This is a genomic window from Sphingobium sp. TB-6 (assembly GCF_012927365.1).
In the GTDB taxonomy this organism is placed as follows: domain Bacteria; phylum Pseudomonadota; class Alphaproteobacteria; order Sphingomonadales; family Sphingomonadaceae; genus Sphingobium.
In genome coordinates this window covers 142,021-163,518 of the sequence record NZ_JABBGL010000004.1, presented here as the reverse complement: position 1 = coordinate 163,518, position 21,498 = coordinate 142,021, and the positions used below count along the sequence as shown (strand labels likewise).

General features: G+C 61.3%; 23 protein-coding genes. 12 read left to right on the top strand and 11 right to left on the bottom strand.

What is annotated here, in order from left to right:
* Positions 1–23: 23 nt before the first annotated feature.
* Positions 24–1,922, bottom strand: coding sequence for a DNA primase (gene dnaG, locus HHL26_RS07760; protein ID WP_066557227.1), 1,899 nt, complete (start codon positions 1,920–1,922; stop codon positions 24–26).
* Positions 1,923–2,175: 253 nt separating this feature from the next.
* On the bottom strand, positions 2,176–2,628 hold the full coding sequence (locus HHL26_RS07755) for a GatB/YqeY domain-containing protein (protein ID WP_066557231.1): 453 nt from the start codon (positions 2,626–2,628) through the stop codon (positions 2,176–2,178).
* A gap of 154 nt (positions 2,629–2,782) precedes the next feature.
* On the opposite strand from HHL26_RS07755, the gene carA reads away from it, so the two are divergent.
* The 6 genes from carA to HHL26_RS07725 all read left to right on the top strand — a co-directional run bounded on the left by carA (position 2,783) and on the right by HHL26_RS07725 (position 9,189).
* Positions 2,783–3,946, top strand: coding sequence for a glutamine-hydrolyzing carbamoyl-phosphate synthase small subunit (carA, locus tag HHL26_RS07750; RefSeq protein ID WP_066561707.1), 1,164 nt, complete (start codon positions 2,783–2,785; stop codon positions 3,944–3,946).
* Positions 3,943–4,311 carry a ribonuclease E inhibitor RraB gene (locus HHL26_RS07745; protein ID WP_066557233.1) on the top strand — a complete coding sequence of 123 codons (369 nt, stop codon included), beginning with the start codon at positions 3,943–3,945 and terminating at the stop codon, positions 4,309–4,311. Before carA ends, HHL26_RS07745 begins: the two co-directional genes overlap by 4 nt.
* An 89-nt stretch (positions 4,312–4,400) precedes the next feature.
* Entirely contained in the window at positions 4,401–4,637 is a 237-nt protein-coding gene (locus tag HHL26_RS07740; protein ID WP_066557234.1) for a hypothetical protein, read from the top strand.
* Positions 4,637–7,972, top strand: a complete 3,336-nt coding sequence (gene carB / locus HHL26_RS07735; protein ID WP_066557237.1) for a carbamoyl-phosphate synthase large subunit — start codon at positions 4,637–4,639, stop codon at positions 7,970–7,972. The genes HHL26_RS07740 and carB overlap by 1 nt, the downstream gene beginning before the upstream one ends.
* Positions 7,973–8,053: 81 nt before the next feature.
* Positions 8,054–8,530: a transcription elongation factor GreA gene (greA, locus tag HHL26_RS07730; protein WP_066557239.1), complete on the top strand. Its 477-nt coding sequence runs from the start codon at positions 8,054–8,056 to the stop codon at positions 8,528–8,530.
* 5 nt (positions 8,531–8,535) lie between these two features.
* Positions 8,536–9,189 (top strand): rhomboid family intramembrane serine protease, encoded by a 654-nt coding sequence (locus HHL26_RS07725; RefSeq protein WP_066557246.1) that lies wholly within the window; start codon positions 8,536–8,538, stop codon positions 9,187–9,189.
* A 13-nt stretch (positions 9,190–9,202) separates the two neighbouring features.
* Here the strand turns inward: HHL26_RS07725 and HHL26_RS07720 are convergent, their stop codons facing one another.
* The 5 genes from HHL26_RS07720 to HHL26_RS07700 all read right to left on the bottom strand — a co-directional run bounded on the left by HHL26_RS07720 (position 9,203) and on the right by HHL26_RS07700 (position 11,484).
* Positions 9,203–9,424 carry a DUF4170 domain-containing protein gene (locus HHL26_RS07720; protein WP_066557253.1) on the bottom strand — a complete coding sequence of 74 codons (222 nt, stop codon included), beginning with the start codon at positions 9,422–9,424 and terminating at the stop codon, positions 9,203–9,205.
* A 105-nt stretch (positions 9,425–9,529) separates the two neighbouring features.
* A complete protein-coding gene (locus HHL26_RS07715; RefSeq protein WP_066561709.1) occupies positions 9,530–10,138 on the bottom strand; it encodes a hypothetical protein in 609 nt (202 codons plus the stop codon).
* Positions 10,131–10,454 (bottom strand): hypothetical protein, encoded by a 324-nt coding sequence (locus tag HHL26_RS07710; protein WP_066557263.1) that lies wholly within the window; start codon positions 10,452–10,454, stop codon positions 10,131–10,133. The genes HHL26_RS07715 and HHL26_RS07710 overlap by 8 nt, the downstream gene beginning before the upstream one ends.
* Positions 10,451–10,807, bottom strand: coding sequence for a phage holin family protein (locus HHL26_RS07705; protein ID WP_066557275.1), 357 nt, complete (start codon positions 10,805–10,807; stop codon positions 10,451–10,453). Before HHL26_RS07705 ends, HHL26_RS07710 begins: the two co-directional genes overlap by 4 nt.
* Positions 10,808–10,863: 56 nt before the next feature.
* Positions 10,864–11,484 carry a hypothetical protein gene (locus HHL26_RS07700; protein ID WP_066557276.1) on the bottom strand — a complete coding sequence of 207 codons (621 nt, stop codon included), beginning with the start codon at positions 11,482–11,484 and terminating at the stop codon, positions 10,864–10,866.
* A gap of 231 nt (positions 11,485–11,715) precedes the next feature.
* Between HHL26_RS07700 and eno the strand changes: the two genes are divergently transcribed.
* From eno to HHL26_RS07680, 4 genes are all read left to right on the top strand, one after another.
* A complete protein-coding gene (gene eno / locus HHL26_RS07695) occupies positions 11,716–12,990 on the top strand; it encodes a phosphopyruvate hydratase (RefSeq protein WP_066557277.1) in 1,275 nt (424 codons plus the stop codon).
* 77 nt (positions 12,991–13,067) lie between these two features.
* Positions 13,068–13,379, top strand: a complete 312-nt coding sequence (locus HHL26_RS07690; RefSeq protein ID WP_066557279.1) for a septum formation initiator family protein — start codon at positions 13,068–13,070, stop codon at positions 13,377–13,379.
* Positions 13,380–13,503: 124 nt separating this feature from the next.
* Positions 13,504–14,571: a pyruvate dehydrogenase (acetyl-transferring) E1 component subunit alpha gene (gene pdhA, locus HHL26_RS07685; protein ID WP_066557282.1), complete on the top strand. Its 1,068-nt coding sequence runs from the start codon at positions 13,504–13,506 to the stop codon at positions 14,569–14,571.
* Positions 14,571–15,926, top strand: coding sequence for a pyruvate dehydrogenase complex E1 component subunit beta (locus HHL26_RS07680; protein WP_066557283.1), 1,356 nt, complete (start codon positions 14,571–14,573; stop codon positions 15,924–15,926). Before pdhA ends, HHL26_RS07680 begins: the two co-directional genes overlap by 1 nt.
* A 62-nt stretch (positions 15,927–15,988) precedes the next feature.
* Here the strand turns inward: HHL26_RS07680 and HHL26_RS07675 are convergent, their stop codons facing one another.
* The 3 genes from HHL26_RS07675 to HHL26_RS07665 are packed head-to-tail and all read right to left on the bottom strand — an operon-like array spanning position 15,989 to position 18,854.
* On the bottom strand, positions 15,989–16,669 hold the full coding sequence (locus HHL26_RS07675; RefSeq protein WP_066557285.1) for a TadE/TadG family type IV pilus assembly protein: 681 nt from the start codon (positions 16,667–16,669) through the stop codon (positions 15,989–15,991).
* A 2-nt stretch (positions 16,670–16,671) separates the two neighbouring features.
* Positions 16,672–17,268, bottom strand: a complete 597-nt coding sequence (locus HHL26_RS07670; RefSeq protein ID WP_066557287.1) for a TadE/TadG family type IV pilus assembly protein — start codon at positions 17,266–17,268, stop codon at positions 16,672–16,674.
* Complete coding sequence (locus HHL26_RS07665) at positions 17,265–18,854, bottom strand: TadE/TadG family type IV pilus assembly protein (protein ID WP_066557289.1); 1,590 nt, start codon at positions 18,852–18,854, stop codon at positions 17,265–17,267. Before HHL26_RS07665 ends, HHL26_RS07670 begins: the two co-directional genes overlap by 4 nt.
* A 147-nt stretch (positions 18,855–19,001) precedes the next feature.
* Between HHL26_RS07665 and HHL26_RS07660 the strand changes: the two genes are divergently transcribed.
* Together HHL26_RS07660 and HHL26_RS07655 are read left to right on the top strand one after the other, a co-directional pair.
* Positions 19,002–19,643, top strand: a complete 642-nt coding sequence (locus HHL26_RS07660; protein ID WP_066557290.1) for a hypothetical protein — start codon at positions 19,002–19,004, stop codon at positions 19,641–19,643.
* Positions 19,644–19,654: 11 nt separating this feature from the next.
* On the top strand, positions 19,655–20,119 hold the full coding sequence (locus HHL26_RS07655) for a hypothetical protein (protein WP_066557294.1): 465 nt from the start codon (positions 19,655–19,657) through the stop codon (positions 20,117–20,119).
* A gap of 3 nt (positions 20,120–20,122) precedes the next feature.
* Here HHL26_RS07655 and trmFO read toward each other — a convergent pair whose 3' ends face one another.
* On the bottom strand, positions 20,123–21,460 hold the full coding sequence (gene trmFO / locus HHL26_RS07650; protein WP_066557296.1) for a methylenetetrahydrofolate--tRNA-(uracil(54)-C(5))-methyltransferase (FADH(2)-oxidizing) TrmFO: 1,338 nt from the start codon (positions 21,458–21,460) through the stop codon (positions 20,123–20,125).
* Positions 21,461–21,498 lie beyond the last annotated feature (38 nt).

Sequence of the window (21,498 nt, the reverse complement as noted above, 5' to 3'; positions counted from 1 at the left end):
CGACCCGAAAAGGGGCGATCTAATCAAACAATATCTTCGGGCTGCGCCAGTTCCGCTATGCGAGCCAGATGGTTCCGATGAGCGCTCAGAGCCTGCTGTTGAGCAGTCAGATTCTCTTCGTTCACATCTTCCATCAGCCGCCGGGTGGCTTCAGCCAAATTCAATTCGAGCTCCGGCCCTAACGCAATTTCCCCAATGACCTCATCCAGATCGCGCTGCACGCGATCCGAGTCGGTCTTGCTTCTGTGGGGGGTGAATGTGAACGTGTCGGCCCGAAGCATCCCCTTCGCCATATTATACACTTCACCTTGCCCCAATATGGTAAGGAGGCCACCGGTTTCAACTGTTTCTTTGCCGAATGAGGCCGCGATCATCACGTTCAGCAATTCCGCCAGGGCAGCGTCAGCGATTCGCAAGCCTGAAAGCATTTCCCGATGCAGCGCGATCTGCTCCGGATGCCGCAGCAGACTGGCGAGAACGGCGCGCAAAAGCCTTTGTTCCATGCCGCTTGCGCCGATCGCCCGAGCCTCGTTTCCGGCGGGTGGAAGAGGTGGCTTCCAATTGCCCCGCCGATCCCGTTGCCAGCCGGAGCGCGCGCCACCACCACGTTGATGCCGGGGTTGAAAAGGCGCCCGCGCAAAGAACAACGCATCGTAACGCTCGCGAAAGGCATGAATATAATGCGCCCGCACATCGGGATGCGCGATGGCGTCGGTGATGGCGGAGAGCCGCTGCTTGAGCGCGGCCTTCTGTTCCGGCGTGTCGAGTGGGGCCGCCGCTTTCTCATATTTCCACAGACGTTCGACCAACGGCTCGGCCGCGCTCAGCACGGCCTCCATGGCCGCAGATCCCTCGGCACGGATCAGGTCGTCGGGGTCCTGTCCGCCCGGCAAGGTCGCGAAGGCCAGGCTCATCCCCGGTTGCAGCATGGGCAGGGCACGCGTCGCTGCCCGGATCGCCGCCTTCTGCCCCGCCGAATCGCCGTCGAAACAAAGGATCGGCACGTCGGCCATTTTCCACAGCCGCTCGATCTGATGCTCGGTCAGCGCTGTCCCCATTGGGGCCACCGCCTCGCCAAAACCCGCCTGCGCCAGCGCGATCACGTCCATATAGCCTTCGACGACGATGATCCGTCCCGTCTGGCGACTGGCCGGTGAGGCGCGGTCGATATTGTATAGCGTCCGCCCCTTGTCGAAGAGCGGGGTGTCGGGCGAGTTCAGATATTTGGGTTCGCCCGCGCCAAGGATGCGCCCGCCAAAGGCAATGACGCGGCCCCTAATGTCCCGGATCGGCAGCATCAGCCGACCCCGGAAGCGATCATAGCTGTCGCGCTTTTTGATTTTGCCGTCGTCCGGCTCGGCTCCATCAGGATCGATCAGCAACCCGGCTTCGATCAGCAAAGGTTCGCCAAAATCCTTGAGCGCGGCCTTGAGCCGCCCGCGTCCGTCAGGCGAAAAGCCGAAGCCAAAACTTTTGACGATCGTCGCGCTCATCCCCCGCTTCTGGAGATAGGCCCGCGCCTCCGCGCCCTCGATCCCGCCTAGCTGCTCCTCGAAAAAGCTTTGCGCCGCCGCCATGACGTCGTGCAGCCCCTTGGCCTGCTCCGCTCGCTTTGCCGCGCGAGGATCGGGGGCAGGGACCTCCATCCCCGCCGTCTGCGCCAGTTCCTTCACGGCCTCCATGAAGGGCAGGCCGCGCTGATCGGTCATCCAGCGGATCGCATCCCCATGCGCACCGCAGCCGAAGCAATGATAAAAGCCCTTCTCGTCGTTGATGGTGAAGCTGGGCGTCTTCTCATTATGGAAGGGGCAGCAGGCCTTATACTCGCGGCCCGCCTTCTGCACCTTCACCGTCCGCCCGATCAGGGTGGAGAGCGATGTCCGGGCGCGCAACTCATCGAGAAAGGCGGGGGATAGGCTCATCCTTGCTGCATATCCTCATGCGCGGGTCCATTTCTTCCACACCCGTTCGTTTCGAGCTGCCCGATCCGATACTCCAGATTGCCCGCATGCCCGGTATGATAGCGCCCGTCCGAGCATCGCAGCATGTAGGTCCAGAACGCCATCATCCGATTATGCCGGAACCCATGCTAATGTCGAGCGGGCGCCTGCTTCCCTGAACGGAGGCTGGCCTGAACGGAGGCGGGGCAAGGAAGAATGCCGTCCGCTCCGCAGATCAGGTCAGAGCCGCCTTCACCAGCCCGCTGGCCTTGCTCATGTCGATCACCGACCCATGCCGTTCCTTCAGCACAGCCATTACCTTGCCCATATCCTTGACGCTCGCCGCGCCCACTTCAGCCTTTATCCCTTCGATCGCGGCCCTGGTCTCATCCTCGCTGAGCTGCTGCGGCAGGAAGCTTTCGATCACGTCAAGTTCGGCCTGTTCCTTCGCGGCCAGCTCATCGCGCCCGCCATTCTTGAACATCTCGATGGATTCGCGCCGCTGCTTGGCCATCTTCTGCAGCACTTCGACCACGACCACATCGTCATCCGGCACATTCGAAGCGGTACGCAGCTCGATATCCCGGTCCTTCAGCTTCGCGAGGATCAGGCGCACGGCGGCCAGCCGATCCTTCTCCCCGGCTTTCATGGCAGTGACCTGGGCACTCTTAACAGCGTCGCGAATCATGCGAATGAGTCCTGTTCGTTGGGAAAGGATCAGATATAACGCCAAAAGAGATTTTTAACAGGAGTTGACCCGACGGCCTCACGCGCATAGGTGACCGGCCGTTTAACCCGCTTGAGACGGGTTCTTAGCAAAAGCATAAAAGGACGATATGACCATGGCTGACGCCAAGACCCTCATTGTGCCCAAAGGAGCGACAGGGGTATTGGTTTTTGCCGATGGCTCCGTGGTGTTCGGCCGCGGTTTCGGTGCGACCGGCGATGCGGTGGGCGAGCTTTGCTTCAACACGGCGATGACCGGCTATCAGGAAGTGATGACCGACCCCAGCTATGCGGGCCAGATCGTCACCTTCACCTTCCCGCACATCGGCAATGTCGGCACGAATCTGGATGACGTGGAGGCGGACGCCCCCCACGCGCTGGGCTGCGTGGTGCGTCAGGATGTGACCGAGCCGAGCAATTTCCGCAATGTCGAACCCTTCGACCAGTGGATGAAGGAAAAGGGCCGCATTGGCCTTGCCGGGGTCGATACCCGCGCGCTGACCCGCATGATCCGTGTGAAGGGCGCGCCCAATGTCGTGATCGCCCATGATCCCGAAGGCCGGTTCGACCTCGAAGCCCTCGCCGCCAAGGCTGCGTCGTGGCCGGGCCTCGAAGGCATGGACCTCGCCATCGAAGTGTCGGGCAAGGAAAGCCGCCTCTGGAAAGACGGCGTCTGGAAGCTGGGCTTCGGCTACGGTCTCGATGAAGCGGGTGAAGAGCGCCCCCATGTCGTCGCCCTCGATTATGGCGCGAAGAACAATATCTTCCGCAATCTGGTGAAGGCGGGCGCCCGCGTCACCGTGCTGCCCGCCACCGCCAGCTACGAGCAGGTGATGGAGCAGCAGCCCGACGGCGTGTTCCTCTCCAACGGCCCCGGCGATCCGGCCGCGACCGGCGCATATGCCGTGCCGGTGATCCGCAAGCTGCTGGACGCGGAAAAGCCGATCTTCGGCATCTGCCTTGGCCACCAGATGCTGGCGATTGCCGCTGGCGCCAGGACGATCAAGATGCATCAGGGCCATCGCGGCGCCAACCATCCGGTCAAGCGCCTGTCCGACGGTCTGGTCGAGATCACCTCTATGAACCACGGCTTCGCGGTCGATGCCGACACGCTGCCCGCCAATGTGAAGCCGACCCATGTGTCGCTCTTCGACGGTAGCAACTGCGGCATCGAACTGACGGATAAAAAAGCCTTTTCGGTCCAGTATCACCCCGAAGCCTCGCCCGGCCCGCAGGACAGCTTCTATCTGTTCCAGCGCTTCGTCGAGGGGCTGAAGTGAGCCTCAACCTGCCTCCGGTTGATCCCGCCCGGCTCGAAGCGGAGTGGGAGGCGGACAAGGCCGTTCTCGCCAATCTGGCCGAGAATGGCGACAAGCCGCGCATTCCGCGGCCCGTCGATGTCAGCTTCCGCGGGAGCGAAAAGGATTTCGAGCGCGTGCTGACGATCGCCAGCCAGTTCGGCTTTGTCGAACTCGACCGCGAAGAGGATGAGGAGGGCGATCTCTACCTGTTCCTCGAAACCGAGCAGGCGGTCGATGAAGCCTCCATCCGCGCACTGACGAAGAAGTGTCTCCAGATCGAAATCCTCTGCGGCGTCGAATATGACGGCTGGGGTTGCGAGGCCCGGACGGGGGCGGTGCATTGACCGCAATGAATCAAGTTAAAATATCAACTCGAACACCCCCTTGGGCCGTAGGACTGCTTTTATCTGTCCCAACGGTTCGGAGAGGACGCATGGTAAAAGCTTTGTTGTCGCTCATGTTGTTGATGGCATGTTCGGACAATCCGACAAGCGCCGAGATAGCTGAGCATTGCAAAGTGACTGAGCAGGCCTTGAACGCAATCAAATCAGACCTCGCACTGAAACCGAGCGGATCGCTTCAAAAATTGGGCGAAAAATGCTGGGTTAAGAAATCCGAGGACGGCCATCTTACTTTCGCTTCGATCGAGCAACCGGGACAAGAGCAATAATGCCCAAAAGAACCGACATCTCCTCCATCCTCATCATCGGCGCCGGCCCGATCATCATCGGCCAGGCTTGCGAGTTCGACTATTCGGGTACGCAGGCGGTGAAGGCGCTCAAGGAAGAGGGCTATCGCATCATCCTGGTGAATTCCAACCCGGCCACTATCATGACCGACCCGGAATTTGCCGACGCGACCTATGTCGAGCCGATCACGCCCGAAATCGTGGCGAAGATCATCGAGAAGGAGCGCCCGGACGCGGTGCTGCCGACTATGGGCGGCCAGACGGCGCTCAACACGGCGCTGGCGTTGTTCAACGACGGCACGCTGGAGAAGTTCGGCGTCAAGATGATCGGCGCCGACGCCGAAGCCATCGACAAGGCCGAGGATCGTCTGAAGTTCCGCGACGCGATGGACAAGATCGGCTTGGAATCTGCCCGCTCACGCATCGCGCACAGCATGGAGGAGGCGCTGGAGGCGCTGGAGTTCACCGGCCTTCCCTCGATCATCCGCCCCAGCTTCACGCTCGGCGGCACCGGCGGCGGCGTCGCCTACAACAGGGAAGAGTTCAAGCGGATCGTGATGGAGGGGCTGGATGCTTCGCCCACCACCGAAGTGCTGATCGAAGAATCGCTGCTGGGCTGGAAAGAATATGAGATGGAGGTCGTGCGGGACCGCAACGACAATGCCATCATCATCTGCTCGATCGAGAATGTCGACCCGATGGGCGTCCATACCGGCGACTCCATCACGGTCGCGCCCGCGCTGACGCTGACCGACAAGGAATATCAGATCATGCGCAACGCGAGCATCGCGGTGTTGCGTGAAATCGGCGTGGAAACAGGTGGTTCCAACGTACAGTTCGCAGTCAATCCGAAGGATGGCCGCCTGATCGTCATCGAGATGAACCCGCGCGTCTCCCGTTCCTCGGCGCTGGCGTCGAAGGCGACCGGCTTCCCGATCGCCAAGGTCGCGGCGAAGCTGGCCGTCGGCTACACGCTGGACGAGATCGAGAATGACATTACCGGCGCGACGCCCGCCAGCTTCGAGCCGACCATCGACTATGTCGTGACCAAGATTCCGCGCTTCGCCTTTGAGAAGTTCAAGGGGAGCGAGCCGCTGCTCGGCACCGCGATGAAGTCGGTGGGTGAGGTGATGGCCATCGGTCGCAACATCCATGAATCGATGCAGAAGGCGCTGCGCGGTCTGGAAACCGGCCTGTGCGGCTTCAATGAGGTGGAGCATCTGGTCGGTGCGCCCAAGGATGACATCGTCGCCGCGCTCGCCCAGCCGACCCCGGATCGCCTGCTGGTCGCCGCGCAGGCTCTGCGCGAAGGGCTGAGCGTCGCGGAAATCCACAATATCGCCAAGTTCGACCCCTGGTTCCTGGAGCGGATCAAGGAAATCGTCGACGCCGAAGCGGAAATCCTCAGCAACGGCCTGCCGCAGGATGCGGATGGCATGCGTCGCCTCAAGGCCATGGGCTTCTCCGACAAGCGCCTTGCTTACCTTGCGCTCAAGTCCGCCAATCTGCGCGGCATGGAGCGCGGCATTGCCCGTGGTTCGGGCCTGATCCACGAAGCGGTCAAGGCCATGACCGGCGGCGTCACCGAGGACGAAGTGCGGAGCCTGCGCCACAAGCTCGGCGTGCGTCCGGTCTTCAAGCGCATCGATACCTGCGCCGCCGAGTTCGAGGCGAAGACGCCTTACATGTACTCGACCTACGAAGCCCCGATCTTCGGGCAGGCCGAGAATGAGGCGCAGCCCAGCGACCGCAAGAAGGTCGTGATCCTTGGCGGCGGTCCCAACCGCATCGGGCAGGGCATCGAGTTCGACTATTGCTGCGTCCACGCCTGCTTCGCGCTCAGCGAAGTCGGCTATGAGACGATCATGATCAACTGCAACCCGGAAACGGTGTCGACCGACTATGACACGTCCGACCGCCTCTATTTCGAGCCGCTGACCGCCGAAGACGTCCTTGAAATCCTGAACGTCGAAATGTCGAATGGCACGCTGGCCGGGGTCATCGTCCAGTTCGGCGGCCAGACGCCGCTCAAGCTGGCGCAGGCGCTGGAGGATGCGGGAATCCCGATCCTGGGCACCTCGCCAGACGCCATCGATCTTGCCGAAGACCGCGAACGGTTCGCCGCGCTGATCGACAAGCTCAAGCTCAAGCAACCCGCCAACGGCATCGCCCGCAGCCGCGAGGAGGCGATCGCGGTCGCCAACCGCATCGGTTATCCGGTGCTGATGCGCCCGTCCTACGTCCTTGGCGGCCGCGCCATGGAGATCGTCGACGGCCAGGCCCAGCTTGAGGAATATATCGCCACCGCCGTTCAGGTGTCGGGCGACTCGCCGGTGTTGATCGACCAATATCTGCGCGATGCGGTCGAGGTCGACGTGGATGCCCTGTGCGACGGCGAAGATGTCGTGGTCGCCGGCGTGCTCCAGCATATTGAAGAGGCGGGCGTCCATTCGGGCGACAGCGCCTGCTCGCTGCCGCCCTATAGCCTGTCAGACGAGGTGATCGCGGAAATCGAGCGCCAGACCGAAGTGCTGGCTCATGCCCTGTCGGTGCGCGGCCTCATGAACATCCAGTTCGCGGTCAAGGACGGTGTGGTCTATCTGATCGAGGTCAACCCGCGCGCCAGCCGCACCGTGCCCTTCGTCGCCAAGGCGATCGGCACGCCCATCGCCAAGATCGCCTCGCGGGTCATGGCTGGCGAGAAGCTCAAGGATCTGCCGAAGATCGACCGCAACGCGATTTCGCATATCGCGGTCAAGGAGGCGGTATTCCCCTTCGCGCGCTTTGCCGGTGTCGACCCCGTATTGTCGCCGGAAATGAAGAGCACCGGCGAAGTCATGGGCATCGACAGCGATTTCGCGACGGCCTTCGCCAAGGCGCAGCTCGGCGCGGGCACCGTTCTGCCCAAGAGCGGCACGGTGTTCGTGTCGGTCAAGGACAGCGACAAGCCGGTGATCCTGCCCGCCGTCCAGAAGATGGCGGCGCTTGGCTTCACCATCATCGCGACCGGCGGCACCGCCCGCTATCTGGAAGAGCAGGGCGTCGCCGTACAATTGGTGAACAAGGTGGCGGAAGGCCGTCCGCACATCGTCGACAAGATCACCGACGGCGACGTCGACCTGATCTTCAACACGACCGAGGGCTGGCAGTCGCTCAAGGACAGCAAGGCGATCCGTACCAGCGCGTTGCGCGCCAAGGTCTCCAGCTTCACCACGGCGGCGGCCAGCGTCGCGGCGGCGAACGCGATCGAGGCTCTTCGGGGCCATGCCCTTGAAGTGCGATCGCTCCAGTCCTATTATCCCCTGTCGCAAGCCTGATCCCCTGCATAAGGAAGCACGCTGCGGGTGGCTCCATGGTGGGGGCCGCCAAAGGGAAGTTTTGACGAAGGATTTGCAATAATGGCGACCGTCGAGAAGATGCCGATGCTGCAAATGGGCTATGACAAGCTCAATACGCAGCTCCGCGAGTTGAAGGCCGAACGGCCCCTGATCGTGGACGCCATCGAAGAAGCGCGCGCACATGGAGACCTCTCCGAAAACGCCGAATATCATGCGGCAAAGGAACGGCAGGGCCAGGTCGAAGCGACGATCGCTGACCTGGAAGACAAGCTGTCGCGTGCCCAGATCATCGATCCCACCACGCTTTCGGGTGACAAGATCGTGTTCGGCGCGACCGTCACCTTGCTCGATGAAGATGAAAAGCCGGTGAAATATCAGATCGTGGGGCAGGCCGAGGCGGATGCCAAGGTCGGTATGATCAGCTATAACAGCCCGATCGGCCGTGCGCTGATCGGCCGTCAGATCGGTGAAGAGGTCGAAGTGTCGGTCCCGTCGGGCGACAAATTCTACCTGGTCGACAAGATCGATTTCATCTGAAATCCATGAAGCTGCCTGCTGGCCGCATGACCAACGGGATCGCTGCGATCACCTTCGTCGCGTTCCTGTTGATCTATCTGACCGGGCAGGTCGACAATGCCGCGATCATCGCGGGCTTCATCCCTGCACGGGTGGAGGATGGCGCTCTGCTCGCCGGAATGACAGCGGTGCCGGTCTGGCTGACGCCGCTCAGTTGCACGCTGGTTCACGCAAACTGGCTGCACATCGCCTTCAACCTGTTCATGTTCGTCTTTTGCGGACGGCAGGTGGAACATGTGCTGGACAAGGGCGCCACGCTGGCTCTGTACGTGGCGGGTGCTTATGGGGCGACAGCGCTGCAATGGGCGGTAGACCCGCACTCGACCAATCCGATGGTGGGAGCGAGCGGCGCGATTTCCGCGATCATCGCGACTTATGCGCTGCTTTACAGCCAGCAGAATGTCCGGCGGATCGGTCCGTTTTCGGCCAACCTGGTGCGCGCGCTCTGGCTGGCGGCAAGCTGGATCGCGATCCAGTTGATGATTGGCCTGGCTGGAGGATTTGGCGATCTGGGCCAGATCGCCATTGCCGCGCATATTGGCGGCTTCCTGGTGGGGCTGGTGCTGACGCGCCCGCTGCTCCGCTGGCGTTTCCGCAAGCGTCCTCAGCCCCTGTCCTGAACGATCAACGTCCTTATCCGGTCGGCAGTTCCGGTTCCAGCAGACGGTGCAGATGCACGATCACATAGCGCATCTCCGCGTCGTCGACCGTCCGTTGCGCCGCGCCGCGCCAGGCATTTTCCGCCGTGGCATAATCGGGATAAACCCCGACCAGCTCGATGGAGTTCAAATCTTCGAATTCGAGCGTCTGGGGATTTTTGACGCGACCACCCATCACAAGGTGCAGCTTGCTCATGGTATCTTATGTTCTCCTATACGGTGAACATATACCCTAGCAGGCCGCCCGCACCCGTCCAAGGGGGCAGGCGGCCAGATCAGCATGCTTTTGGCGATGAAGCGATTAAGCTTTTGGCAACCGCGCTTTCAATGCGTCGCTGATCGCCTCGACCTTGGCCGCGACCAGCGCGATCACATCGTCCGCGAGGCGAGAGGTCTTCCCTCCCAGACCGGCGGAAGCCACCGCATCCCGAGCCGAAATGACTGCCTCTTTCGTTCCCTCGGCGGCATTGTTCAGCGCGTCGCCCGTGCTTGATTTCAGGCTTTCCGCGCTTTCCGCCGCCACTGCCTTGGCAGCGAGCGCGGTCTCCAGCATTTTTGCGCTCGCGCTTGAGGCAATACCGGGCAAAGCTTTCATCGCAGCGCGGCTCTTGGGGAACATCCATGCGATGACCGCGCCCGCCGCCACGGCTCCGGCTACGGCTGCTATGGGATGTTCCTGAACGATCTCATTGGCGCGCGCCGCAACGCGCTGGGAGCGTTCCCGCGCATCGGCATAGGCGGCGTTGGCCTTGTCGCGCGCATCGCCGGCCCGCTCGCGGCTCGTCTGGATCAGGCCACCGGCGCCTTCCATGGCCCGGTCTGCCGTATCGCGGAACTTGCCTGATGCGGTTTCAGCGATGTCGTTCGCTGCCTCGCGGGCGCGGGTGATTTGAGCGCGGATATCAGCCATCATCAGTCTCCGGAGTCTCTTCTGTGCGGTTCCTTATCCGAACGTATATCCGCTGGAAAAGGGTCCCAAGCGGACGGCGCAGCAAATACAGCGCCAATGCGCCGATCGCTGCCGCCGTTGCGGCCGGCCGTTGCCGGACCTTCGCGGCGGCGTAGGCGGTGCCGTCCAGAAGGGTTTCAGTCGCCTTGCCCTTCGCGTCCTGCTTCAGCCGCGCAGGCGTGATGCGCGCCTTGGCGGCAAGGGCGCTGGACATGAAGGCAGTCCTGCGGGCATCCGCCCGCGCCACCGCGTCGCGATAGGCTTCTTCCCGTTTCATGACTTCACCGCCTTCTTCATCCGGTCGATCCGGCCCTTGGCGATCAGCAACAACAGCAATGCGACGATCAGGGCACCGCCGAACACGGCGCAGGTCGCCCAGCCCGTTCCCAGATGGGGCGCTAGCGCCAGGATGAAGCCCACAAGGCAGGCGACGATCGCGGCAAAGATGAGCATGATGCCCACCGCCGCGAAAATCACTGCGTTGCGCAACCCCGCGCCGACAATGCCTGCGCGCAGTTTCTGCCGTTCGACTTCCGCTTCCGCATAGGCGCGCCCGTCGGCGTATAGACGCGTGAAAACATCCCGGACGGACTCGTCCTGTGCCTCGGTCTGCAGGGGCTCTTGCGTCAAAACTTCCTCCGCCCCGGCGCCGGGGCCTTATCGTCCGTCACTTGCGTAGGACGTGCTCAGGCGTCTTCGTCGGAACCCTTGGCAAGCCGCATCAGCACGAAGCCGACCACCGCAGCCGCGCCGATCGCCACGGCAGGGCTTTTTCGCACGAAATCGCGCGCTTCGGTCATCAACTGATCGACATCCTTGCTATCCAGCGTCTTTGCAGCACCGGCTACCGATTCTGCCGCCTGGCGGGCATAATCGCCATATTGAGGGCCAAGCTTGGCATCGACCGTGCCGGCCGTATCGGAAATCAGCTTGGCCAAGCTCTGCATGGCCGATCCGGTCTTGTCCTTGGCGACGCCGGCCGCCGACTTGGCGGTCTTGGAGGCCTGATCCTTGATCGGGTCGATATGCGCTTTCCAGTCGACGGCGTTGATCTTGTCGGCGGCTGCCTTCGCCGCCTTTTCGGCTTGCGCCTTGATCGGTGCGATCTGCGCGGTCCAGCCATGCGCGGCGGCGCCATTGCCAGCAGTCTTGGGAGCGGCTGCCTTGCGGGTGGCGGCGGTCTTGACGGGCGCGGCCTTCACAAGCGTACCGGAGGAGGCGGCCTTGGCCGGCTTGGCCTTGGCGGTCTTGGCCGGGCTGGCTTTTCTGGCGCGCTTGACGGGCGGGGTTTCCGGGGTGTCGGCCATCGTCCTATGTCTCCCTTTGAAATACGGTCGAATTGCGAAGTGGGGTCAAATTGCGAAGGGGGTGGGCGGCTTTGCTTCTAATGCTTCGCCACCGCCCACAGTTCCGTTGCCGTTACTATTTTGAGCATCGGCATTTTTCGAGTCCTTGCAAGCCCCCCGCATTGCCAATCGGGAAGGTGGTAGCTAAGCGAGGCGCGAAAAGCGACCCAGCGCCACTCCAAGGAGCGATCCATGACCGCCATTCTCGATATTCACGCCCGCCAGATTCTGGACAGCCGCGGCAATCCGACCGTCGAAGTCGACGTGATGCTGGAAGATGGCAGCTTCGGACGCGCCGCCGTGCCGTCGGGCGCTTCCACCGGCGCCTATGAAGCGGTCGAGAAGCGCGACGGTGACAAGAGCAAATATCTCGGCAAGGGCGTCCTGACGGCTGTCGCTGCCGTCAACGACCAGATTGCCGAGCAGATCATCGGCCTGGATGCCGAGGACCAGGCCGAAGTCGACGCTGCGATGATCGCGCTCGACGGCACGGAGAACAAGTCGAACCTGGGCGCCAACGCGATCCTGGGCGTCAGCCTGGCCGTGGCCAAGGCCGCCGCCGATGCGCGCGGCCTGCCGCTCTATCGCTATGTCGGCGGCGTCAACGCGCATGTCCTGCCGGTGCCGATGATGAACATCATCAACGGCGGCGAGCATGCCGACAATCCGATCGACTTCCAGGAATTTATGATCATGCCGGTCGGCGCCGAGAGCATCGCTGACGCGGTTCGTATCGGTTCGGAAATCTTCCATACGTTGAAGAGGGGCCTGCACGACAAGGGGCTGGCGACCTCGGTCGGGGATGAGGGCGGTTTCGCGCCGAACATCGCCTCCACCCGCGACGCGCTCGACTTCATCATGCTGTCGGTCGAGAAGGCCGGTTACAAGCCGGGTGACGATGTCGTGCTGGCGCTGGACTGCGCGGCGACCGAATTCTTCAAGAACGGCAAATATGAAATTTCGGGCGAAGGCCTGTCGCTTAGCCCCGTCGAAATGGCCGATTATCTTGCCGCTCTTTGCGCGGACTATCCGATCAAGTCGATCGAGGACGGCATGAGCGAGGATGATTTCGAAGGCTGGAAGGCGCTGACCGACAAGATCGGCGCCAAGGTCCAACTGGTCGGTGACGACCTGTTCGTGACCAACCCCAAGCGCTTGGAAATGGGCATCGGTAAGGGGCTCGCCAATTCGCTGCTGGTCAAGGTGAACCAGATCGGCTCGCTGACCGAAACGCTGGCGGCCGTCGACATGGCCCACCGTGCGCGCTACACCGCCGTCATGTCGCATCGTTCGGGCGAAACCGAGGACGCGACCATCGCGGATCTCGCCGTCGCCACCAATTGCGGCCAGATCAAGACCGGGTCGCTTGCCCGCTCCGACCGGCTTGCCAAGTATAACCAGCTTATCCGTATCGAAGAAGAGCTGGGCGACATTGCCCTTTACGCGGGCCGTTCGATCTTCCGCTAAGTCAATTTTTCGACGGTCGGCCGCAAGGGCAATAAATTTTGCTTGCGGCCGGCCCGTCCCTGTGATTCAACTGGTCCATGGCGCATATCGCGAAACTCCGCATGTTGCTTTTTTCGGCCTTCGGGCCGGCGATTGCGGTTCTTCTTCTTCTTTTCTTCGCCGGCTATGTGGTGCTGGGCTCCAACGGCGTTCTGGCCTGGGGCGATTATAAGCGCCAGCTTCATCATGCGCAGGCTGAGTTGAAGCAAATTCAGACTCATCGGCAAGAGCTTAAGAACCGGGTGGATTTGCTCAATCCCCGGCGCGTCGACCCCGACCTTTCCGACGAACTGATCCGGCGCGAGCTGGGCGTCGTCCATCATGATGAAGTGATCGTTCCACTGAACTGATCTTCAGGGGGCTGATTGATCGCTTTTGCTGCGTTTCGAGGCTCCATGCCGCGTTGCATTTAGAGGCGGACTGCCGCTATACCGGCCTTCCTTCCATCCTCACCCACGCAAAAGGATAAAAGCCTTGGCGAAACCAACAACGCCGCGTCCGTCACGCGCAAAGGCAGCCAGTCCGGCTGGCGCGGACCATAACCGGCCTCGCCCCGACGCTCCCAAAGATTATAAGGCCACCAAGGAAGAGCTGCTGGAATTCTACCGGCAGATGGTCCTCATTCGCCGTTTCGAGGAAAAGGCGGGTCAGCTTTACGGCCTTGGCCTGATCGGTGGCTTCTGTCACCTCTACATCGGTCAGGAAGCGGTTGCCGTGGGCATCCAGTCGGCGCTCAAGCCCGGCAAGGACAGCGTCATCACCGGCTATCGCGACCACGGCCACATGTTGGCCTATGGCATCGATCCCAATGTCATCATGGCGGAACTGACCGGTCGTGAAGCGGGAATCTCCCGCGGCAAGGGCGGCTCGATGCACATGTTCAGCGTCGAGCATAAATTCTTCGGCGGCCACGGCATCGTCGGCGCGCAGGTGTCGCTGGGCGCGGGTCTGGGCTTTGCGCATAAGTATAACAATGACGGCGGCGTGTGCGTCGCCTATTTCGGTGACGGCGCGGCCAACCAGGGCCAGGTCTACGAAAGCTTCAACATGGCCGAGCTGTGGAAGCTGCCGATCATCTTCGTGATCGAGAACAACCAGTACGCCATGGGCACCAGCGTCAACCGCTCATCGGCGGAAGACCAGCTTTACCGCCGGGGCGAGAGCTTCCGCATTCCGGGCATTCAGGTGAACGGCATGGATGTGCTCGCCGTGCGCGGTGCGACCGAGGAAGCGCTCAAATGGGTGCAGGGCGGCAATGGTCCGATCCTGCTCGAAATGAAGACCTACCGCTATCGCGGCCATTCCATGTCCGACCCGGCCAAATACCGGTCGCGCGAGGAAGTGCAATCGATGCGCGACAAGTCCGACCCGATCGAGGGCGTCAAGAAATATCTGGCCGATGTCGGCGTTTCCGAAGACGAGTTCAAGAAGATCGATCAGGATATCCGCAAAATCGTCAGCGACGCCGCGGATTTCGCTGAAACCTCTCCCGAACCGGAACTGCACGAGCTTTATACAGACGTGCTGGTGGAGCAATATTAATGGGTATCGAAATCAAGATGCCGGCGCTTTCCCCGACCATGGAGGAAGGCACGCTGGCGAAATGGCTGGTGAAGGAAGGTGACGAGGTCCGCTCGGGCGACATATTGGCCGAGATCGAGACCGACAAGGCGACGATGGAATTCGAAGCCGTCGACGAAGGCAAGATCGGCCAGATCATGATAGCCGAGGGCACCGAAGGCGTGAAAGTCGGCACCGTCATCGCGACGATGGCGGGTGAGGGTGGTGAGGCGGTCGCTCCTGCTCCGGCTGCCAAGGCGGAAGCGCCTGCAAAGGTCGAAGCGGCGCCTGAGCCGAAGAAGCCGGTCGAGGTCAAGGCGACGGTCAAGGACCCGGCCCTGCCCGAAGGCACGGACTATGTGAAGACGACCGTGCGCGAAGCGCTGCGCGATGCCATGGCGGAGGAAATGCGCCGTGACGAGCGCGTCTTTGTCATGGGCGAAGAGGTGGCCGAATATCAGGGCGCCTACAAGGTGACCCAGGGGCTGCTGGAAGAATTTGGCGACAAGCGCGTCATCGACACGCCGATCACCGAATATGGCTTTGCCGGCATCGGTGCGGGCGCGGCGATGGGCGGTTTGAAGCCGATCGTCGAGTTCATGACCTTCAACTTCGCGATGCAGGCGATCGACCACATCATCAACTCGGCGGCCAAGACCAATTATATGTCCGGCGGCCAGATGCGCTGCCCGATCGTGTTCCGCGGTCCCAATGGCGCCGCGAGCCGCGTTGCCGCGCAGCATAGCCAAAACTATGGTCCCTGGTATGCGGCGGTTCCGGGCCTGATCGTGATCGCGCCCTATGACTCGGCCGACGCCAAGGGCTTGCTGAAAGCCGCGATCCGTTCGGACGATCCGGTCGTGTTCCTTGAGAACGAACTGGTCTACGGCCGCAGCTTCGATGTGCCCAAGGTTGACGATTATGTCCTGCCGATCGGCAAGGCGCGCATCGTCCGCGAGGGCAAGGCCGTGACGCTGGTCAGCTATTCGATCGGCGTCGGCGTCGCGCTGGAGGCGGCCGAAAAGCTGGCGGCCGAAGGCATTGACGCGGAAGTCATCGACTTGCGCACGCTGCGTCCGCTCGACACGGCGACGGTTCTGGAGAGCCTCAAGAAGACCAATCGCCTGGTGGTAGTCGAAGAAGGCTGGCCGGTTTGCTCGATCGCATCGGAAATCGCTGCTGTGGTCATGGAGCAGGGCTTTGACGACCTCGACGCGCCGGTGCTGCGCGTGACCAATGAGGATGTGCCACTGCCCTATGCGGCCAACCTCGAAAAAGCAGCCCTGATCGACGCCGCGCGTGTGGTCGAGGCGGTGAAGAGGGTTTGTTATAGGTAAGAAGAAGGAGGCGGGCGGCGCAAAATGGGCCGCCCCCCTTTTGCAAAGGCTATCCATGAGGGTCAGGCCGAATAATAGTTGCAGGTCGACTTTGCCGTACCAGATAGGTTTTGAGCGTTTTGAAGGCTCTGAATTGTGCGATCGCGCACCGAAAAGGCCGATGAGTAGTGGATGGTGATCGGGCCGAAGAACATGTTCGACATGATCGGCTTATAGTCGTAGAAAATTTCCACGACTACCACCGGGTTGCCCGGCGTTGCTGAAATCTGACTACCTGCTGCGCCCATGCCGGTGGTCAACACCTGACCTTCCGTTCCGATGGTCTGAGCTGCGGCGACACTCTTTATTCCTTTGCAGCGTTGCCATGTGATCACCTGGTCGGTGAGGGGAGTCGAGGTTGACGCATTGTCTTCCACGGTAGATATGATGATCCGACCCCGGGATGTCAGATCAAGTGAATCCGCAGCATATTTTGCGCCAATGATGACGTCGTTGATGTCGTTTTCGTCAATTCGATCCCTGACGCGCGCCACGCCATCAGCCGCCATGCTGGTAATGGCGCTTATCCGTGCATGCGTAATGGCGATGTTCGCAAGCTCCGTTCCTCCGAAGGTGAGCAGGATGAGAAACGGCAACGCATAGGCAAACTCGATCAGGGCCAGCCCTTTTTGATTTGCGCGAAGCTGGCGTAGAGGCATCGGGAGTACGCGTTCGAATTTATCGATATGCCGCGTGGCAAACATGCTCAAACTCCGCATTTCACGGGGGGATCGACAATGCCGGCATAGGGTTCGTTGCGCATGAAAGTCGTCCGGGAAATCGTCACCAAATTGCCCATGCCCAAGAGTTGCGGAATAGGCGAAAGGCGGTTGTAGGTGACGGTGATCTGATAACGGACGACATCTTCGGCTGTGCCGATGCCCGATGCGCCCTGGCTGGCGATGTCATAACTATTGTTGCGATTATCGTCGATGAAGCAGTCGGGCCCGCTCTTGTCGTAAAGGCCGTTCGAATTGACGTCGGTCGTCAGCTTTTCGGGCTTGCCGATCTTGTTATAGGTCAGAAAATTCGAAGAGCCTATCTGCACATTGGAACCGCTCGCAATGCTAGCCAGCCGCCCTCGAACATAGGTTTCGACGGTGGCGGCCGCGGCGTTTTCCAGCGTCACCTTTCGAGCGGCTGCGTTCGCAGTACCCTGAACGACGGCGGTTGCATAAGCCTGATATGCAAGATCGAGCGCCCCTAAGATCATGAAGATTAGTGGCGCTGCAACGACGGCGAATTCCACAATGGTTACGCCGTCGCGATTTTTCGCGAGTTGCTTGAGGGAGGCGGAGATCATGCGCCCAGCCTCAAATTGCCCACCTTGTCCGATATCCGCTTGAATGCATTGGCAAGGTCGGTAGCGTTACTGACGGAAATGGCCTGGCTGCTGTTGGACGCGCAGGACGCAATATCCGAATTCATGGTTTGGCCGGATAAGACCCCGATGACCCATATATCGACATAATAGGGATCGGACTTCGCCTTTGCGCACATCAGCTTGAAGCGTTGCGTGTGAATGGCTTCCAGAGGTGTATCTAGCGTACCGGTCGACGCTGTTCGCCCTGCATATTTAGCTACGCCATAAGCGCTGTACGCATCTCGGAATGGCGACATCTCACCATCGGTCATGAAGACTATGGTGCGGCGGACCTTCACGTTGTTGAATTTATCCGGATTGCGATATCCGAAGATGCCGTTGTTAGCTATCATCCTAAGACCCCAGATGATGCCGAGGTCGTGATAGGTCGCGCCGTCGCCTGTTACGATCGTATCGACCTGCGCGTCGAACTCGCTTTGGCTGGCCCATGCCTTCATGTGGACAGCAGGCTTTGGGCAGGCGGCTTTGTAGAAGTTAGAACCCGTAACTGAACCCATGGATTCTTCGCTGATACGACTGGAGCCGCTCATTGCCTCATAGTCATAGGGTGCCCAGCGGGTGGCGTCACTGTCAGGGATTTTCGCGATGTCGAGATCCCACGCGTCAGCCGGTATGGTGGTGCTGGTTGCCGTAAGTGCAGTGGATGTGCCGCGTTCCTCGATGCATCCTTGCCAGCTATTGTCGAGCCAGGTCGATGAATAATTCGGCCAGTCGGTCGCCGTTTTCAATGTTCCGCTGCTGTTTCGATACTGATAGGATGAACGAACATAGGCTGTATTTTCGGCGCGGATCAGTTTGCCGACATTCACCGTGCTGGAAAATTGCAGGAACCCGATCCTCATACGAAGATTTTTTCCTTCGAGCGCTACTTGGGCGGGACGCAAATTGGAATATAGGGTCTTTAGCGCATCCCGCATTTCTCGCATTTTGGACTTATTTGTCCCGCTCACAGGTTTTTCTGTCTCCTGGGCGCAGCTAAGCGCATTGGACATATAACAGTTCATCGAGCCGGTCGTATCGAGAACAAGCATCAGATCAGTATTGACGTAATATTCTTCCGCCAGGCATTCGGCGTTTACGCGCATTTCAGTGATCCCGACGACCCGCAGCAGGGTGGTCGGGACAGTCGTGGTGGCTTCCATCCGAAGCTGGCCGTTGTCCAGCGCAGTCGTAACGCGATTGGCGGCATTGGCGTCCGTCGTGGACATGACCGCAGACCCCATCAACTGATTAGGGAAGTTAAAGTTGAAATAGTTGAGGGCTTGTTGCTTGTCGGCACTCGTCAATATGGTCCCGCTCATCGACCGCCGTCCAGCCAGCGCGCCAGCATCGCAAGCCTGCTGCATACGTGCCTTTACGAGATAGGCTCGGCTGAAATCCACAGCGGCGCCAGCCATGCCTGTTAACGGAATCATCGCCGCAGCCACGATCGCCAGCGTATTGCCCGCCTGATTGTGGTAAAGCCGCGTCTGAATGAACAGCGCGCGCTTGATCCGATCGCCCATAATCCGCTCTGCCTTTACTTGCCCCGCACCCCCATTTCAGGCAGGGCAGCCCCATGCCCATGAAGGGGCAATTGCCAGGATCACTATGTCCACTGAGGTTAAAAAGCTGATAATTTCGGCAAAAACTATTCCCATGGATATATGCTAATGGTTGTGGCGCAGGACGATCTCTCCCCACTCGCTTCGCTGTTGAGCGCCTATGCCGGGCCGGACGTTGCGCGCCATCGGCTCATCTGGGCGCTCGATGCGCGGTTCGCGCGGTTGGTGGCGACGACCAGCGAGCCGATGATCGGACAGATGCGTTTAGCGTGGTGGAATGACGCGCTAACCGACGACAACGGCGTGAAAGGGCAGGGCGAACCGCTGATCGACGCGATGCGGAAGCTGGGCGCGGGGTCGCCATGTGGGCTTTCTCAATGGCTTGATGGATGGGAAGCCCTGATCGGGGAGATCGATCTCCACGCTTATGCGGAGGGACGGGGCAGTGGCCTGTTTCGTGCCTTGGCGGGGCGGGACGATATTCCGACGTGGCTCGTCCAGGCGGGAGCGGCCTGGGCGCTGTGGGATTTGTCGGGTCATATCGACGATCGGGTCATCGCCGGCCGGGCGATCGAAATGGCGCGGGGGCATATGTTGCGGGAGAAGCCAGCCTGGCCCAAGGAATGGCGCACGTTGCGCATCGCTTATCATCTCGCGCGCCATGACATTAAAATGGGCCGTTGCGCACCGGCGGGATTGACCCCTGCGCTGTATCTGAGATTGGTGCGTGTCGCGCTGACGGGACGTTAGGGGGATTAAAAGTGGGGCGAGTTCTGGCGGGCGCGATGGCCGCGCTGTTGTTGACGGCCGGCGGGCTGTTCTGGTGGCAGGGGCGCGCAAGCAATGAGGCCGTGCCTCAGCCGCTGATCGGATCACCGCCGCCGCCTGCCGTCGAGGCGCTGCCCGAAGGCGACCCGGACGCCACGGGCGATGCGCCGCCAATGCCCGGCGAGGCCTCGCCGCAGAGCCGTGAAGAGAAGCGTTTCGGCCGCTATGACCGCAATCGCGATGGCGTCATCACCCGGATCGAGATGATGGGCAGCCGGGTGAAGGCGTTCAAGGCGCTCGACAAGAACAACGACAATCTCCTCTCCTTCGAGGAGTGGGCCGTGACCACGTCGGACCGTTTCGCCAAGGCCGACGGCAATGGCGACGGCAAGCTGACCCCTGCCGAATTCGCGACGACCGCGCCCAAACGCACGGCCGCGCCGAAGTGCAAATGCTAAGCGTCAGGCGGGCTGAAGCTCGCCCAGCCATTGGCCCAAAGCGGCGCGGGCGCGGGCGGTCATGGCTTCCTTGCGCTGCTTTTTCTTGACATCTGCCAGTGGCGGGAACAGGCCGAAATTGACGTTCATCGGCTGATAATCCGCCGTCTCGACATTGCCGATGACATGGCTCAGCAGCGCGCCCAGCGCCGTTTCGGGCGGCAGCGGCGCGAGCGGCCGGCCCAAAATCTCCGCCGCAGCGAAACGCCCAGCAAGCAGGCCGATGGCCGCGCTCTCGACATAGCCCTCGCAGCCCGTCACCTGCCCGGCGAAGCGGATGTGCGGCGCGCTTTTGAGGCGCAGCGTGGCGTCGAGCAGCTTGGGGCTCTGGATGAAGGTGTTGCGATGCAGCCCACCCAGCCGCGCGAACTCCGCCTTTTCTAAGCCTGGGATGGTCCGGAGCAGTTCGGCCTGCGCGCCATGCTTCAGCTTGGTCTGGAAGCCGACCATGTTCCACAGCGTGCCCGCCGCATTGTCCTGCCGAAGCTGCACCACGGCATAGGGCCAGCGGCCGGTGCGTGGATCGTCCAGGCCCATCGGCTTCATCGGCCCATGGCGCAGCGTTTCGGGGCCGCGTGACGCCATCACCTCGATCGGCATGCAGCCTTCGAAATAGGGCGTGTCCTTTTCCCACTCCTTGAACTCGGTCTTTTCGCCGTCGAGCAGTCCCTGGACGAAGGCCTGATACTGCTCCTTGTTCATGGGGCAGTTGATATAATCCTTGCCCTCGCCGCCGCCGGGGCCGATCTTGTCCCAGCGATTGGCCATCCAGCATTTGTCCATGTCTATGCTGTCGAAATGCACGACCGGCGCAATGGCGTCGAAAAAGGCGAGATGATCGATCCCCGCCGCCTGGCCGATGCTGGCGGCGAGCGCGGGTGCGGTCAGCGGTCCGGTGGCGACGATGGTCATACCCTCGGTGGGCAGCGCGTCGATGCGTTCACGCACGATCTCGACATTGGAATGTTCGGCCAATGTTCGGGTGACGCCATCGGAAAAGATATGGCGATCGACCGCCAGCGCCGATCCGGCGGGCACCTTGGCCGGTTCCGCCTGCGCCATGATGAGCGAGCCAAGCCGCCGCATTTCCTGATGCAGCAGCCCCACGGCATTCTTGTCCGGATCGTCGGAGCGGAAGCTGTTGGAACAGACCAGTTCAGCAAGACCCTCGGTCTGGTGCGCGGGCGTCATGTCGCCGCTGCCGCGCATTTCCGACAGGCGGACCTTCACGCCGGCCTGCGCCAACTGCCATGCCGCTTCCGTGCCCGCAAGCCCGCCGCCGATGATATGAACCTGATGCATGCGGCGACCCATGGTCCCCTCCGCGCCGCAGGTCAACC